We start from the raw sequence: 15285 nt of genomic DNA, 5'->3' as shown, positions 1-15285 counted from the left end.
ATCGACTGTATAGGCGTGCGCATAAGGGTGCAACCGGTTATAACCCATGGTGACCAGTGACACGACAAGATCGCCACAACCTCCGCAAGGCCGCGGCCTCGGGGGTGCTCCGAGGCGACGACCTCGGGCACGTGGCGAGTCAGTCGGTGGAGTCGAGCGCGCGGGAGAGCTGGGCCCGGTTACGCACGCCGAGCCGCCGGTACAGACGGGTCAGGTTGGCCTCGACCGCCTTGATCGACAGGAACATCGCCCGGGCGATCTCCCGGTTGGTGGCTCCCCCGCGTACCAACTCGACGATGCGCCGCTCGGTCTCGGACAGACCGGCACCGCGACCGCCGTCCAGCCGGGCCAGCTCCGCCGAGGCGACGGCCAGCAACGGCGCCGCCTCCGCCGCGGCGTACCGGCGGACCGCCTCGGTCAGCGCCGCCCGCGCCGCGCCCCGGCGGTGCGCCCGGCGCTCCAGACCGCCCAGCGCGTGCCAGGCCCGCGCGACCTCCAGCGGGTACGGGTGGTCGCCCCACTTCTCGATCGCCCGCACCAGCGACTCGGCGGCCTCGCGGGGGTCGCTCGCTGCGGACAGCACCGCCCCGGCGCGGGCCAGGCCGAGCATGGCGACGTCGCGGCCCAGCCGCTCGGCGGAGCGCTGCACCTCGGCGAGGATCTCGGCCGCCTCGCCGCGCGCGCCCGAGGCGACCAGGGACTCGATGAAGTCGGCATGCCACGGGATGTTGCCGGGGTCGAGCCGCCCCTCGCGCTGCTCGAGCACCCAGGCCTGGCGCATCACGTCGGCGGCCGCCATCGGGTCGCCGCGCAGCATGTACAGCATGCCCTGGGTGGCGTACGCCCCCTTGAGCCAGTCCTCGTCGCCGGTGTCCTGGATGGCGCGCACCGCCTGCTCCAGGTAGACCGCCGCCTGCTCGGCGGTGCCGCCGAACAGCTCACCGAGCCCGGCCACCACCAGCCCGGGTCCGGGCGTGGTCTCCACGTCGGTGTACAGACGGGCGCAGTACCGGCCGGTGGTCAGGGCGTCGGCGCAGCGGCCGGCCCGCCAGTACATCCCGGTGGCCGCGACCAGGATGACCGCCAGGTCGTGCACCGTGCCGGAGCTCTCCACCGCGGCGCGCAGCGACTCGACGCGCCGAATCGCCTCGGCCATGTCGCCGCGGAACTGCCACCTCATCGCCGCCCACTGCCGGGCCGCGACAACCGACCGGGTCAACGGCAGCCCGGCGGTCAGCTCGGCGGCGCGCTCGAGCATCTCGTCGCCCTCGGGACCTTCGATGATATTGCCCCGCCAACCGAGCGCCTCGACCAGGCGCAGCCGGTCGCCGGCCTGCACGGCGGTCTCCTCGGCGCGCTTGAGCTCGGCCAGCGCGGCCTCGACGTCCCGGTCGTAGTAGGCCTTGACCGCCCGGTACAGCCGCACCCGGGCCAGCAGTTCGGGGTCGTCCGCGGCGTCGCGGAAGGCCGCGTCCAGCAGCGGCGCCACGCCCGACTTGTCCTGACCGGCGAGGTCGAACAGCAGCAGCCGCGCGCCGACCCGGGTACGCGGATCGGTGGCCGTCTCCAGCGCGGCGGTCGCGTACCGGGTGGCGTCGGCGGGAGAGCCCGCGTCGAACGCGTGCTCGGCGGCCGCCAGCCGGCGCGCCGCGGCGAGGCCGGGCTCGGACGCCGGGGTACGCGCGGCCGCGAGCGCGGCGAGGTCCGCGGCGGTCGCCGGGGCGCCGCGCAGCCGCGCCACCGACGCGGCCTCGGCCAGCGTCCCCGCCAGCGACTCGTCCGGCTCGGGCCGGGCCTGTGCCAGGTGCCGGGCCCGCTCCACCGGGTCGCTGACCGCCTCAGCGAGCAGTTCGTGGGCCCGGCGCCGCTCGACCGGGCTCGCGTCGGCGTACACCATCTCGCGCAGCAGTGGATGGGTGAACGTCACCGCGTCGCCGTCCACCGAGATCACCCCGGCGCAGGCCGCGTCGGAGAGCTCCGCCTCGACGGCGACGCCGCAGTGCTCCAGCAGTGACCGGGTCGGCCGGGCGGTCGCCGCCGCCACCAGCAGCGCCGGCCGGGCGTACCCGGGCAGCGTGGCGATCCGGGCGGCGAGCAGCGACCGCAGCCGGTCGGGCACTGGCAGCGGCGCGGCCGGCGAGTCCTGATCGCGCTCGCGCAGCGCCCGCCCCAGCTCCACGGCGAACAGCGGGTTGCCGCCGCTGGCGGTGTAGACCCGGTCCAGCCGGCTGCGCGGCACGGGGCCGCCCAGCCTGGACCGCAGCAGGTCGGCCACGTCGGACTCGGGCAGCGGCGGGACGGCGAGTTCCAGGCACCCGGGCGGGCACAGGTCGAGGGCGGCCGGGGCACCGCCGTCGGTCACCCGCTCGGCGGCGAGCACCCGCGCCGCCACGTTGCCCAGCCGCCGGGTGACGAAGCGCAGCACGCCCGCGCTCGGCTCGTCGATCCACTGCACGTCGTCGAGGACCAGCCACACCGGCCGGTCGGCGGCGAGCACGCGGACCAGTTCCAGCACGGCCAGCCGGACGGCGAGCTGGTCGTGCGCGGTGTCCGGTAGCGCGCTACGCAGCAGCGCCCCATCCAGCGCCGCGCGTAGATGTGCCGGAAGTTCGCCGGCGTACTCGTCGAGCACGCCGTCGAACAGGTCGACCAGTGCGAGGTAGGGCAGTTCGGCTTCGGCTTCAGCGGCGTTGGCGCGCAGGACCAGGGCGGGGTCGGCGTCCGCGGCGAGGGCCTGCAGGATGGTGGATTTGCCGATCCCCGCCGGCCCGTACAGCAGGACGCTGCCGCCGGCGGCGAGCCGGGCACGGGCCTGGTCGAGGATCTCGCCGCGGCCGATGGGGGTGGACGGCCGGGTATTCACCACGGTTGCGAGTCTGCCTCCATCAGGGGTGCTCACGCGAGTCTCCCCGGCAGTTTGTTTACGCAGCGCGACTCTCGGTACACGCTCACCTACTCAACCCTTGACCCGGCGACCGGCCCGCCACACCCCGGTGATGTGGGCGGGCTGGGCGAGAACGGCGATGTCGGCGAGCGGATCCGCGTCGAGTACGAGCACGTCGGCGTCGTACCCGGGGGCGAGCAGGCCCGAACGGGGCGCCTGCGGCCCCAGCGTGGCCGGAGCGGCGGCGGTCGCGGCCTCGATCGCTTCGAGCGGGCTGAACCCCGCCTCCACCAGCAAGGAAAGCTCGCGCCCGTGGCGTCCCCACGAGGCGGGCAGGTCCGAGCCGCTGACGGAGAGGTCCGTACCCATCACCACGGTGACGCCGGCCTCCCGGGCGAGCGCGACGGTATCGGCGTGGCGCTCCGCGATCGCGGCGAGCTTGGCCACGGCGAACGCCGGCGCCGCTCCGCTGTCGACGATCTCCTGCACGATGGTGCGGGTCGGTACGAGGATCGCGCCGCACTCGCGCATCGCGTCGGCGGCCTCCTCGTCGAGGTAGGTGCCGTGCTCGATGGTGCGTACCCCGGCCTCGAGCGCCGCCATGATGCCCGGCTTGCCGTGGCAGTGCGCGGCGACGACCCGTTCGGCCATGCCGGCGACCTCGACGATCGTCGTGAGTTCGGCGAGCGTGAACTGCTGGTGGATGGGATGGTCCACTTCAGACAGTACGCCGCCGGAGGCACACACCTTGATGACCTTCGCGTCGTTGCGTAACTGCTCGCGTACCGCGCGGGCACACTCGGCCGGACCGTCGGCCAGCCGGAAATCGCCCACCTCGGCCACCCACGGCAGCGGATATCCATGCAGGTCACCGTGGCCGCCGGTGGTCGACAGCACCGCTCCGGCGGCGTAGATGGCCGGCCCTTCGATGCTGCCCTCGGCCACCGCCCTGGCCAGGTGCACACCGAGGCCACCGACCTCGCGCACGCTGGTCACGCCGGCGTCGAGCGCGGCGCGCAGGTCCGTCGTGGTCCGCGCGGCGCGCAGCGCCACCGGCAACTGCGGCACCAGGGACAGGTCGAGCGAGCGTACGCCGAGCAGGTGCACGTGTGCGTCCCAGAGGCCGGGCATGACGGTGGCCGCGCGGGTCACCGTGGCGTCAGGCGCAGCGGGGGCGCCGGCTGCCGGCCCGGCGTAGGAGATTGTCGGCCCGTCAAGGATGACGGCGGCGTTCCGCACCGGTTCGCCCTGACCGGGGATCATCAGTTCGGCTTCGATACGGTGCACGTGATCACCCTACCGTGCGGTTATACACGTCGATCCAGGAGAAGTCGTCAGTATGAACGACTTCTCCTGGATCGACGAATCTGATCCCTGCGTGGGTGGAGCGTCACGCTCCGCGCAGGGTCGCGCCCACCCGCTCGGCGGCGAGGGCCACCGCGGCGTCGCGGGCGGCCACCGCCTCCTCGACGGTGAGGGTACGGTCCGGCGCGCGGAACGTCAGCTTGTACGCCAGGCTCTTGCGCCCGGAGCCGAGCTGCTCGCCGGTGTACACGTCGAACAGCCGCACCCCTTCCAGCAGCTCACCCGCGCCGTCGACCAGCGCCGACTCGACGCTGGCCGCCGGGGTGGCCCGGTCGACCACGAGCGCGACGTCGATGAGGGCCGGCGGGAAGCCGGAGATCGGCGGCGCGTCGGTCACGCCGGGCAGCGGTACCGCATCGAGGTTGATCTCCATGGCCGCGGTCCGCCGGGGCAGGTCGAGCGCGGCGCAGGCCTGCGGGTGCAGCTCACCGGCGTGCCCGACGACCGTGCCGTCGACCAGGATCTCGGCGCCACGGCCGGGGTGCCACGGGGCGTACGCGGCGGCCCGCACCTCGGCGGTGTGCCCCGCCGCCGCCACGACCAGGCGGGCCGCCTCGATGGCGTCCGACCAGTCACCGGCCCGGCCCCCGCCCCACCATCCGGCGGGCTCGATCTCGCCGGCCAGCACCGCGGCGACGTGCCACGGCTGGTCCGGTACGAACGCGTTGGCCCGCACCAGGTCCTCGTCGTCGGGTCGCCGGTCCACGCCCATGCTCGGCGGCGTGCCCTGCGCCGACGTCGGGTGGAACACCATCGCGATCTCGTACAGCGCGACGTCGCGGTGGCCCCGGCCGATGTTGCGCCGCAGCGTGGCGAGCAGCGGCGGGAGCAGCGTGGTCCGAAGCTCCGGCTCCTCCTCGGAGATCGGGTTGCGCAGCCGCACGGCCTGCCGCCGGGGGTCGTCGGCGGGGATGCCGAGCGCGTCGAGGGTCTCCTGCCCGACGAAGGGGTAGTTGACCGTCTCGACGTAGCCCGCCTCGGCGAGCGTCCGGCCGACCGTACGGCGGCGGCGCTGGGTCGCGGTGAGGCCGCGCCCGGGCGGGGCGACCGGCAGCTCCGTCGGCACCTTGTCGTACCCGTCGAGCCGGATCACCTCCTCGGCCAGGTCCGCCGGGTCGGTGAGGTCGGGCCGCCAGGTCGGCGGGGTGACCAGCAGCCGGTCGTCGTCCCGCTCGACCGCGCAGCCCACCTCGGTGAGCAGCTCGACGACCCGCTCTCCCGGGTAGTCCACGCCGGCGGTACGGGCCGGCAGGTCGGCCGGCATCGCGATCGGGGCGGGCGGGGCGACCGCGTACACGTCGGTCACCCGCTCGTCGACGGTGCCGCCGCCGTACTCGGTGAGCAGCGCCGCCGCCCGCGCGATGGCGACCGGGGTGAGCTGCGGGTCCACCCCGCGCTCGAAGCGCTTGCTCGCCTCGCTGGGCAGCTTGTGCCGGCGCGCCGTACGAGCAACCGTGACCGGATCCCAGTGCGCCGCTTCGAAAAGAAGGTCCACGGTTCCAACGGAGACTTCGGTATTGGCTCCTCCCATGACAGCCGCCAGCGAGATCACACCGGTGGCGTCGGCGATGACCAGGTCCTCGGGGTCGAGCTTCCGGTCGGCACCGTCCAGGGTGGTCAGCCGCTCGCCGGGGCGGGCCCGGCGTACGACCAGCTCGCCGGAGATGCGGCCCAGGTCGAAGGCGTGCATCGGCTGACCGAGCTCGAGCATCAGGTAGTTGGTGATGTCGACGGGCAGCGAGATGGAGCGGATGCCGGCGAGGGTGAGCCGCCGCTTCATCCACGCCGGGCTCTCCGCGATCGGGTCGGTCCCGCGGACGGCGACCGCGGTGAACCGGTCGCAGCCGGCCGGGTCCTCGACCTTGATCGGGTAGCCCGGCTCCTCGCTGGTCAGCGGGAGCACCGCGGCGGCCGGGTCGCGGTAGGCGACGCCGAGCGAGTGCGACAGCTCCCGGGCGACGCCGCGCATGGACAGGCAGTACCCGCGGTCCGGGGTGATCGCCAGCTCGACGACGACCTCGTCGAGGCCGACCACCGGCCGGGCGTCCACGCCGGGGGCGGCGTCGGTGTCCGGCGGCAGCACGATGATGCCGGAGTGGTCGTCGCCCAGGCCCAGCTCGCGGGCGGAGCAGATCATGCCGTTGGAGACGTGCCCGTACGTGCTGCGCGCGGCGATCTCGAAGCCGCCCGGCAGCACGGCACCCGGCAGCGAGACCACGACGAGGTCGCCCTCGGCGAAGTTGCGGGCGCCGCACACGATCCCCTGGGGTTCGGCGTTGCCGACGTCGACCAGGCAGTACCGGATGGGCTTCTTGAAGCCGGTCAGCTCCTCGATCGAGGACACCCGGCCGACCACCAGCGGGCCGGTGACGGTCTCGCGCAGGTCCTGGATCTCCTCGACCTCCAGCCCGACCCGCACGAACGCCTTCTCCAGCGCGTCGGTGTCGAGGTCGGCCGGCAGGTCGACGTACTCGCGCAGCCACGAGAGGGGTACCCGCACCTCAGACCTCCATTCCGAACGCGCGGCTGAACCGCACGTCGCCTTCGACCATGTCGCGCATGTCGGCGGCGCCGTGGCGGAACTGCAGCGCCCGCTCGATGCCGATGCCGAACGCGAAGCCGGAGTACTCGTCCGGGTCGATGCCGCAGGCGACCAGCACCCGGGGGTTGACCATGCCGCAGCCGCCCCACTCGACCCAGCGCGGCCCGTCGCGGTGCTGCGGGAACCACACGTCGAACTCGGCCGACGGCTCGGTGAACGGGAAGTACGAGGGCCGCCAGCGGGTACGCACGTCCTCGCCGAGCATCGTCTTCGCGAAGTGGTCGATCGTGCCCTTGAGGTGGGCCATCGTGATCCCCTTGTCCACGACCAGGCCCTCGACCTGGTGGAAGACCGGGGTGTGGGTGGCGTCCAGCTCGTCGGTGCGGTAGACCCGGCCCGGGCAAACGATGTAGATCGGCGGCTTGCGGGTGAGCATCGTGCGCGCCTGCACCGGCGAGGTGTGGGTGCGCAGCACCAGCTCGCGCTCGGCCGGGTCGACGTAGAAGGTGTCCATCATCGAGCGGGCCGGGTGGTCCTTGCTGATGTTGAGCGCGTCGAAGTTGTACCAGTCCAGCTCGACCTCGGGCCCCTCGGCGACCTCGTAGCCCATGCCGACGAACAGGTCGCTGATGCGCTCCATGACGGTGGTCAGCGGGTGCCGGGCACCGCGCGGCCGCCGCGTGGTCGGCAGCGTGACGTCGACGGTCTCCTCGAGCAGGACCCGGCGCTCCCGGTCCGCCACGAGCTGGGCGTGCCGGGCGTCGAACGCGGCCGAGACGGCGGTACGGGCGGCGTTGACGCGCTTGCCGGCGTCGGACTTGGCGTGCGGCGGCAGCGCGCCGATCTCGCGGCGGGCCAGCGACACCGGTGCCCGGTCGCCGAGGTGCAGATGCTTGATCGACGCGAGCGCGTCGAGGTCGCCGGCGTCGGCGAAGGCCTTCTCCGCAGCCGTGACGGCCTCGTCGAGGGCCGCCTGATCGAGCAGGGCGACCTGCTTCGGGTCGTACGGATCGTTTCGATAACTCACGGCAAAGGGCTCTCTTCCCCTGAAAACAACCGGACAGAGTCTAGGGCGCGCGGCTTCGCCGCAGCCCGCCGGTGTTCGCGAAGAGAGCGTGGAGGAAGAATCAGCCCCGTCGCCCGCCGCCACCGGCGGGCTGGCTAAACAAGTGCCTCATCGGGATGTCCCCTCCGTACGCTGCGCTCTGGCGCAAGAGTACAGGCAGACGGCTGCGGCAGCAGCCAGGTTCAGGCTCTCGGCACGGCCGTAGATCGGCACCCGTACCCGGGCGTCCGCGGCGTCGGCGAGCTGCGGCGGCAGCCCGTGCGCCTCCGAGCCGAACAACCAGGCGGTGGGCTGTGCCAGCGGTACGTGGTCGAGGTCCTGCGCGCCGTAGGCGTCGGCGGCGTAGACGGTCAGACCCGCGGCCCGGATCCGTTCCACGACCGCCAGCGGATCGTCGTCCCGGACGACGTCGACGTGGAACAGGCTGCCGGCGGAGGCCCGCACGGACTTGCCGTTGTACGGGTCGACGGCGTCCCCGGCGAACACGACGGCGCCGGCGCCGGCCGCGTCGGCGGTGCGCAGCACGGTCCCGGCGTTACCGGGATCGCGGATGCCGGCCAGGACGGCGACGAGTCGGGGCTGGTGGGACAGCGCCTCGGCCAGCGGTACGTCCACGAACTCGCAGACGGCGACCAGGCCCTGCGGCGTGACGGTCTCGGCCAGCGCGGCGAGCGCGTCGTCGGTGACCGGCGAGCTCCGGACACCGGACCGCTCCGCCGCCTCGACGAGGTCCGCGTACCGCGAAGCGGCCTCCAGGGTCGTGAACAGTTCCACGACGACGCCCTCGGCCAGCGCCTCCCGTACCGCCTGCGGCCCCTCGGCGAGGAACCGGCGCTCCTGCATGCGCTCCCGACGGCGCTGCAGGCGCCGGGCAGCAACGACCCGGGGCGTGCGCGTGGTGTACGGCTCGACCCCGGGTCGTGTGTGCATGATCGATCAGGCGGCGGCGACGGCCTTGCGGGCCACCTCGACGAGGCCGGCGAACGCCTTGTCGTCGGTCACCGCCAGGTCTGCCAGGATCTTGCGGTCGACGTCGATGCCGGCCAGCCGCAGACCCTGGATCAGACGGTTGTACGTCATGCCGTTCGCCCGAGCGGCGGCGTTGATACGGGTGATCCACAGTTGCCGGAAATCACCCTTGCGGTCGCGCCGGTCCCGGTAGGCGTACTGCATCGAGTGCAGCATCTGCTCCTTGGCCTTGCGGTACAGCCGCGAGCGCTGCCCGCGGTAGCCGCTGGCGGCCTCAAGGACGGTACGGCGCTTCTTCTGGGCGTTTACAGCCCGCTTGACGCGTGCCACGGTTCGTACTCCTCATCAAGGACCGGCCCGGTGGGCGGGCCGGTCGAAGTGGTTCTCGTCAGTTGGTGGCGCGCCTGTCAGAGGCCCAGCAGCTTCTTGATCCGCTTCGTCTCGACCTTGTCGAGCTCCACGTTGCCAGTCATGCGGCGGGTGACCTTGGAGGACTTGCCCTCCAGAAGGTGGCGCTTGCCGGCCGGCTCACGGAGGATCTTGCCCTTAGCCGTGACCTTGACCCGCTTGGCCATGCCGCTGTGGCTCTTCATCTTCGGCATTGAAACTGCTTCTCCCCTACTGTTCGCCCGCACCGCGGTCTGCGGTGGCCGCGGCGTTGACCGTCTCTGCCTGCGGGGCCGGTGCCTCGTCGGCAGTCGCCTCCCGGTGCGTCGCCTTCGCGGCCGCGGCGGCGGTCTTCGCCTCCGCCGACGCGGTCGCCTTCGCCTCGGAGGCGGCGACCTTGGCGTCGGACGCGGCGACCTTCGTCGCGCGGTGCGGCGCCAGCACCATGATCATGTTACGGCCGTCCTGCTTGGGACTGGCCTCGACAAACCCCAGCTCCGCGATCTCTTCGGAGAGCCTGCGCAGGAGCCGGAAACCCAGCTCCGGGCGGCTCTGCTCCCGGCCGCGGAACATGATCGTCACCTTGACCTTGTCACCAGCCTTGAGGAACCGTACGACGTGACCCTTCTTGGTCTCGTAGTCGTGCGGGTCGATCTTCGGCCGGAGCTTCATCTCCTTGATAACGGTCTGCTGCTGGTTACGCCGGGCCTCGCGCGCCTTCAGTGCACTCTCGTACTTGAACTTGCCGAAGTCCATGAGCTTGCACACTGGCGGGCGGGCCAGGGGCGCAACTTCGACCAGGTCCAGATCGACGTCCGCGGCCAGCTGAAGGGCACGCTCCAGCGGGACGATACCCACCTGCTCACCCTCCGGGCCGACCAGCCGGACCTCTCGTGCCCGGATCTGCTCGTTGACGCGTGGCTCGGTGCTGATGTGGCCTCCTAAAGTCAATGTCTTTGCAGTTTTGTCAGGCCTTTCCTGGCAAAGCCAACCGGAAAGCAGAAGGCCCCGGCGCATGCCAGGGCCCGCTCGACCGGTCACAGCGCACAACGCGCTACCGATCACCGGAATTCCCGGTGTCGGCTGACCGGACCCGGCCGCCTCATGGCTGCTCGGGTGGGAGCGGGACGCTCCGCTTTGAACATCGTGTGTTACTGACCGCTTGCGCGGATCAATGGCACGATATGGTCGACAGCGCCAGACTACCAGGCGTACCTGACAGCACGCCAATCCAGCAGGGGTGAGCCGCGCCCTCAGGCGCCGTCGGCGGCCGCCGCGGCCCGGTGCGACTCCAGCATCGTGCGCAGAGCACGCACGGCCTGCACCGCGTACTCCTTGTCGGCGGACTGGACCGCCAGCACGCTCACCACGTCGTCGTCGTCGAGTTCGATGCTCGCCCAGGGCGCGCCGCGCGAGAAGCGGACCGCCCGGATGATCTCCCACGGCAGGTCGTAGCCGCCCAACACGTTGCGGACGTGGATGCCGCTCCCGTCGGCGACGACCCGGGGCCGGCTGAACAGCAGGATGCCCAGCGCCGCCAGTACACCCAGACCGATCATGGCCGCCTGGTCACCGCGCTGGAAGGTACCCGGCGCACCGTCGCCCAGCGGCCCGTGCAGGCCGAACGAGATGGCCGTGAACACGATCAGGACGGCGGCCGCCGCCACCCAGCAGACCATCCGCAGTCGACGCGGACGGAAAATCACCGACTGGCTCACTGGCTCCCCCACTCGTTCACGACAACGAGTCTGCCACGCCCTGTCCCATGATCACGGAAAGGTGCGGTCGCCAGGACGGCACCAAGGCTCCGTGATCATGGGAAATGCGGGTCAGAGGCGGCAGGCGTGGATACCGGTGACCAGGATCGCCCGCGCGCCGATCTCGTACAGCTCGTCCATGATCCGGTGCACCTCGTCGCGCAGGACCATGGCCTGGACCGCCACCCAACCCTCCCGGTGCAGCGGGGAGATCGTCGGCGACTCGATGCCCGGCGTCAGCGCGGAGGCCCGCTCCAGCAGGTCGGCCCGCACGTCGTAGGCGAGCATCACGTACCGCCGGGCGACCAGTACGCCCTGCAGGCGCCGCAGCAGCTGGCTGACCGGCGGCGTCGGATCCCCGGCGCCGCGGCGGCGGATCAGGATCGCCGACGACTCCAGCAGCGGCTTGCCGACCGGCTCGAGGCCGGCCTGGCGCAGCGTGGCACCGGTGGAGACCACGTCGGCGATCACGTCGGCGACCCCGAGGCGGATCGCGTTCTCCACCGCGCCGTCCAGCCGGACGACCTCCGCGGCGATGGCGTGCTCGGCCAGGTACCGGGCCACCACCCCGGGGTACGAGGTGGCGATGCGCCGGCCTGCGAGGTCCGCCGGCGCGGTCAGCGTGCCGGGGCGGGCCGCGAAGCGGAACGTCGCGCCGCCGAAGCCCAGGTCGAGCAGTTCCTCGGCGCCGGTCTCGGCGTCGATCAGCAGGTCCCGGCCGGTGATGCCGAGATCGAGGTCGCCGGAGCCGACGTAGGTGGCGATGTCGCGCGGGCGCAGGTAGAAGAACTCGACGTCGTTGGCCGGGTCGGCGCAGACCAGGTCACGGCCGTCGGTGCGCTGGCGGTAGCCCGCCTCGCGCAGCATGTCGGCGGCCGGCCCGGACAGGGTGCCCTTGTTGGGGATGGCGATGCGTAGCACTCTCAAAGCTCCTTGGGAAGAACGTGGGACATCTGACCGGGAGTCACAGATGTCGGTACACGTCCTCGGGCTCCAGACCGGTCGCCAGCATCATCACCTGCAACTGGTAGAGCAGCTGGGAGATCTCCTCGGCGGTGCGTTCCCGCCCCTCGTGCTCGGCGGCCATCCACACCTCGGCCGCCTCCTCGACGACCTTCTTGCCGATGGCATGCACGCCGCGGTCGAGCGCCGCGACGGTGCCGGAGCCGGGAGTGCGCGCCGCGGCCTTGGCCCGCAGCTCCTCGAAGAGGTCGTCGAAGGTCTTCACGGGCACCGAGTCTGCCAGGCGACCTGACCCTGCGTCACATCGGTTCCACTCAGCGGGCGTCGGCGGAGCGGGTGTACCAGCGCTGCAGGCTCTCGCCCAGGCGCGGCAGATCGACGCCGATGCGACGAAGAACACGTACCGACTCGTTGGAGCCGTCGGCGAGCAGCCCCCACAGCAGGTGCTCGGGCCCGACCGGGGTCCCCCGGCGGCGCGCCCAGTACTGGGCGACCTCGACCACCTTGCGGCTCCGGCCGTCGAGGCGGAGCTCACCGGCCGGGCCGCGCAGCGTGTACCGCAGCCGCCGCAGCCGGGACCGCTCCAGGCGCCACAGCGTCGCGTCGTCGAGCCGGCGGCCGGTGCTGGCCTCCGCGATCCGGCGCACCTCGTCGAGGTCGATGCCGAGGAGCGCCAACAGCTCCCGGTCGGTGCGGCCCGACACGTACTCGGGGATGTGCCCGCGGACCGCGCTGCCGTGCCCGGCGAGCGCGTCCAGCGGCGGGGTGAGGTAGCCGCCCTCGGCGAGGGCGAGCAGCAGGAAGTCGGTACGCAGCCGGGGCGCGCCGGTCTCGGCGGCGAGCCGGCCGGCGCGCACGACGGTGTCGGTTGCGGACGGGGTGAAGCCGGCGAAGAGGGTCAACGTGCGCTCCGATCGGCGATGCGGCGGGCGTACTTGCGGTGAGCGGTCTGCCGCCGCACGCCGAGGGCGTCGGCGATCGTCTCCCAGGACCAGCCCTGGGCCCGGGCGTTGGCGACGTGCAGCGCCTCCAACTCCTCCAGCAACCGGCCCAGGGCGGCCACCGCTGCGAGCCCGACCGCCGGGTCGGGACTGTCCGCGGCGGTGGCCAGGTCGCCCAGTTCGCTCACGCGTGTCAGCTTCAGCTGACACGCGTGAGTCCGTCAACCAAAGCTGACAGCCCTAGCTTTCGGGCCGGCCCGTCGGCTCCAGGATCACCAACGGGATCTCCCGGTCGGTGCCCTTCTGGTACTCGTCGTACGGCGGGAAGACGCGGGCCATCTCCGGCCACAGCCGGTCCCGCTCCTCGGGCGTGGCCGTCCTGGCCCGGGCGTCGAACCGGTCACCGAGGACCTGTACCCGCACGTTCGGGTCGGCGGACAGGTTGCGGTACCAGTCCGGATGCTCGGGATGGCCGCCCTTGGACGCCACCACCACGTACCGGTCGTCGTCGCGGCCGTAGATCAGCGCGTTGCGCCGGGCCTGTCCGGAACGGCGGCCCCGGGTGGTCAGCAACAGGGTGAACACTCCCGGCCGCCACTCGTGGCCGTCACGGCCGTCGGTGTCGAGGTACCGCCGGATGTGGTCGGCCTGCCAGCCCTCGGTGGGGTCGGTCGGCTGATCGAGGTTAGTCATGTCAACTCCAATCGATCTTCAACCTCCAAGCCTGGCACCGGCTCGAGCCAGCCGCCACCCCGGCTACGTGCCACGTGCTTTGCTCTGCTGCCGGGCGGGCAACACCGGTAGCGGGGCAATAGGTGCTCCCTATCGCTGCCTATCCGGGAGCAGAGCAAAGCGTTGCGCAGCACCCCCATACACCCACCGGGGTTGCCGCGCCCGTGGCGCGACGGGGGTGCCGGGCGGTACAACCAACTGATGGAGCCGGCGACACACGGGGCGGTCAAGCGGGAGCTACTGGTACGCCTGCTGGACTCGGCGATGTCCGCCACGCACGGCGGCTTCACGTACGCCGAGGGGTACGCGGGCGGCGACGGTGGCCGGGAGTCCTCGGCGGTCGCCGCGCTGCGGGTCTTCGCCGAGTTCGCCGACCGGCTGCGCGGGCGGAGGTCGATCGTGCTGGTGGGCGCCGACCCGGCCCGGCTCGCGGCACTGAGCCGGCTGCTGGAACGGGCTCGCGAGAAGCTCGGCGCGGCGGCGGGCGTACGGGTGGACGCCGCGTCCGGCGACTGCGACGAGCAGCTCGTCCCCGCCCTGGAACGGGCCGACGCGTTCGGCGCCCCGATCCTCGCGTACCTGGACGCGGTCGGCGCGTCCGCGCCCGGATACCAGACGCTGGCCCGGCTGGGGGCCGGCCAGCACACCGACGTGCTGCTCGCCCTGGACCCGGCCGCGCTGGTCGATCAGCGGCTCTTCGGCCCGTCACCGCAGTGGCGGGCGGCGGCCGACCTACCGGACACCGAGCGGTACCCGTACCTGGTCACCTGCTACCGCGGCGCGCTTGCCCACGCCGGGCTGACCGGGGTCACGCACGTCGAGCTGGTGGGCGACGACGGGTACGCGCAGTTGCTGCTCTTCGCCACCGGCTCGGCCAAGGCGCTCGACCGGTTCAAGGACGAGCTGTGGGCCGTCGACGAGTTCGCCGGCGTGCGGTACCGGGACCCGCGCGACCACGACCACGCGCTGGTGGACATCTCGCTTCAGCCAAGCCTCGGCCCGCTGCGCCGCGCGCTGCTGGACCGGGTTGCGGCGCGCGGCGGGTGTTCCGCCGGCGAGCTGCGCGACTACACCCGCGCCGAGACGATGTACCGGGCCTCGGACGCCTTGCCCGCGATCGGCGGGCTGGTGACCGCCGGCAAGGTGTGCCGGGCCCCGGAGCGCGGCCGGTTGACCGCCGACACTGTCATCGAGGCGCGTTAGGCGCGGTGCACCCGGCGCAGGGTCAGCACCGCGTCGAGCGCGGCGATGGTGGTGTACCAGCCCTTGTCCTCGGCGGAGTCGGGGAAGCCGGCGCGGGAGCGGGCCTGCTCGTACGTGTCCACGGTGAGCACCCCCTGCGCGACTGGGGTCGACTCGTCCAGGGCGACCCGGGTGAGCCCGTCGGTCACCGCCTGGCAGACGACGTCGAAGTGCGCGGTGTCGCCGCGGATCACCACGCCGAGCGCGACGACGGCATCGTACCGACGGGCCAGGGCCTGCGCGATCACGGGCAGCTCGACCGAACCGGCCACCCGGGCGACGGTGACGTGCTCCACGCCGCAGGCCTTGGCGGCCTCCATCGCGCGGTCGAGCAACTGCATGGTCAGGTCGTCGTGCCAGCGGCTGACCACGATGCCGAGGGTCAACCCCGCGGCGTCGACGACCTCGAGATCGGGGATCCCCTTGCCCGCCATGTG

Annotated in this window: 16 protein-coding genes; 1 reads left to right on the top strand and 15 read right to left on the bottom strand. The window is 72.6% G+C overall.

Annotation, left to right across the window (positions count from 1 at the left end; translation table 11 throughout):
- Positions 1-139 precede the first annotated feature (139 nt).
- From Pme01_RS19815 to Pme01_RS19750, 14 genes are all read right to left on the bottom strand, one after another.
- Positions 140-2866: an AAA family ATPase gene (locus Pme01_RS19815; RefSeq protein ID WP_168116697.1), complete on the bottom strand. Its 2727-nt coding sequence runs from the start codon at positions 2864-2866 to the stop codon at positions 140-142.
- Between the two features lie 90 nt (positions 2867-2956).
- Positions 2957-4123 carry a metal-dependent hydrolase family protein gene (locus Pme01_RS19810; RefSeq protein WP_168116726.1) on the bottom strand — a complete coding sequence of 389 codons (1167 nt, stop codon included), beginning with the start codon at positions 4121-4123 and terminating at the stop codon, positions 2957-2959.
- A 151-nt stretch (positions 4124-4274) separates the two neighbouring features.
- On the bottom strand, positions 4275-6749 hold the full coding sequence (gene pheT, locus Pme01_RS19805; RefSeq protein ID WP_168116696.1) for a phenylalanine--tRNA ligase subunit beta: 2475 nt from the start codon (positions 6747-6749) through the stop codon (positions 4275-4277).
- A gap of 1 nt (position 6750) precedes the next feature.
- Complete coding sequence (gene pheS, locus Pme01_RS19800; protein ID WP_168116695.1) at positions 6751-7818, bottom strand: phenylalanine--tRNA ligase subunit alpha; 1068 nt, start codon at positions 7816-7818, stop codon at positions 6751-6753.
- A gap of 147 nt (positions 7819-7965) precedes the next feature.
- Entirely contained in the window at positions 7966-8787 is an 822-nt protein-coding gene (locus tag Pme01_RS19795) for a TrmH family RNA methyltransferase (RefSeq protein WP_168116694.1), read from the bottom strand.
- A gap of 6 nt (positions 8788-8793) precedes the next feature.
- Positions 8794-9156, bottom strand: a complete 363-nt coding sequence (rplT, locus tag Pme01_RS19790) for a 50S ribosomal protein L20 (protein WP_168116693.1) — start codon at positions 9154-9156, stop codon at positions 8794-8796.
- Positions 9157-9233: 77 nt separating this feature from the next.
- Positions 9234-9428: a 50S ribosomal protein L35 gene (gene rpmI, locus Pme01_RS19785; RefSeq protein ID WP_168116692.1), complete on the bottom strand. Its 195-nt coding sequence runs from the start codon at positions 9426-9428 to the stop codon at positions 9234-9236.
- A gap of 16 nt (positions 9429-9444) precedes the next feature.
- Positions 9445-10146 carry a translation initiation factor IF-3 gene (infC, locus tag Pme01_RS19780; protein ID WP_168116725.1) on the bottom strand — a complete coding sequence of 234 codons (702 nt, stop codon included), beginning with the start codon at positions 10144-10146 and terminating at the stop codon, positions 9445-9447.
- A 320-nt stretch (positions 10147-10466) separates the two neighbouring features.
- Complete coding sequence (locus Pme01_RS19775) at positions 10467-10892, bottom strand: PH domain-containing protein (protein ID WP_168116724.1); 426 nt, start codon at positions 10890-10892, stop codon at positions 10467-10469.
- Positions 10893-11042: 150 nt separating this feature from the next.
- A complete protein-coding gene (gene hisG / locus Pme01_RS19770) occupies positions 11043-11891 on the bottom strand; it encodes an ATP phosphoribosyltransferase (RefSeq protein ID WP_168116691.1) in 849 nt (282 codons plus the stop codon).
- A 43-nt stretch (positions 11892-11934) separates the two neighbouring features.
- The gene (locus tag Pme01_RS19765; protein WP_168116690.1) at positions 11935-12198 is read right to left on the bottom strand and encodes a phosphoribosyl-ATP diphosphatase; all 264 of its coding nucleotides are present in this window, start codon (positions 12196-12198) and stop codon (positions 11935-11937) included.
- Between the two features lie 49 nt (positions 12199-12247).
- Complete coding sequence (locus Pme01_RS19760) at positions 12248-12835, bottom strand: Clp protease N-terminal domain-containing protein (RefSeq protein ID WP_168116689.1); 588 nt, start codon at positions 12833-12835, stop codon at positions 12248-12250.
- On the bottom strand, positions 12832-13062 hold the full coding sequence (locus tag Pme01_RS19755; RefSeq protein ID WP_168116688.1) for a helix-turn-helix domain-containing protein: 231 nt from the start codon (positions 13060-13062) through the stop codon (positions 12832-12834). The genes Pme01_RS19760 and Pme01_RS19755 overlap by 4 nt, the downstream gene beginning before the upstream one ends.
- A gap of 52 nt (positions 13063-13114) precedes the next feature.
- A complete protein-coding gene (locus Pme01_RS19750) occupies positions 13115-13567 on the bottom strand; it encodes a nitroreductase family deazaflavin-dependent oxidoreductase (protein ID WP_168116687.1) in 453 nt (150 codons plus the stop codon).
- Between the two features lie 240 nt (positions 13568-13807).
- Here Pme01_RS19750 and Pme01_RS19745 point away from each other — a divergent pair, with 240 nt between their 5' ends.
- Positions 13808-14809 (top strand): class I SAM-dependent methyltransferase, encoded by a 1002-nt coding sequence (locus Pme01_RS19745; RefSeq protein WP_168116686.1) that lies wholly within the window; start codon positions 13808-13810, stop codon positions 14807-14809.
- On the opposite strand, the gene ribH is transcribed toward Pme01_RS19745, so the two are convergent.
- The gene (gene ribH, locus Pme01_RS19740; protein ID WP_168116685.1) at positions 14806-15282 is read right to left on the bottom strand and encodes a 6,7-dimethyl-8-ribityllumazine synthase; all 477 of its coding nucleotides are present in this window, start codon (positions 15280-15282) and stop codon (positions 14806-14808) included. The two genes, Pme01_RS19745 and ribH, sit on opposite strands and share 4 nt — an antisense overlap.
- Positions 15283-15285 lie beyond the last annotated feature (3 nt).

The sequence above is a fragment of the Planosporangium mesophilum genome, from assembly GCF_016863255.1.
GTDB classification, from domain to species: domain Bacteria; phylum Actinomycetota; class Actinomycetes; order Mycobacteriales; family Micromonosporaceae; genus Planosporangium; species Planosporangium mesophilum.
Note: the sequence above shows the minus strand (reverse complement) of the source record. Positions and strands in the feature narration are given on the sequence as shown.

Bases quoted from the DNA above. Each gene is read 5' to 3' on its own strand.
- Pme01_RS19795 (WP_168116694.1), bottom strand. From the start codon at position 8,787: ATGCACACACGACCCGGGGTCGAGCCGTACACCACGCGCACGCCCCGG.
- rpmI (WP_168116692.1), bottom strand. From the start codon at position 9,428: ATGCCGAAGATGAAGAGCCACAGCGGCATGGCCAAGCGGGTCAAGGTC.
- Pme01_RS19775 (WP_168116724.1), bottom strand. From the start codon at position 10,892: ATGGTCTGCTGGGTGGCGGCGGCCGCCGTCCTGATCGTGTTCACGGCC.
- Pme01_RS19750 (WP_168116687.1), bottom strand. From the start codon at position 13,567: ATGACTAACCTCGATCAGCCGACCGACCCCACCGAGGGCTGGCAGGCC.
- Pme01_RS19745 (WP_168116686.1), top strand. From the start codon at position 13,808: ATGGAGCCGGCGACACACGGGGCGGTCAAGCGGGAGCTACTGGTACGC.
- ribH (WP_168116685.1), bottom strand. From the start codon at position 15,282: ATGGCGGGCAAGGGGATCCCCGATCTCGAGGTCGTCGACGCCGCGGGG.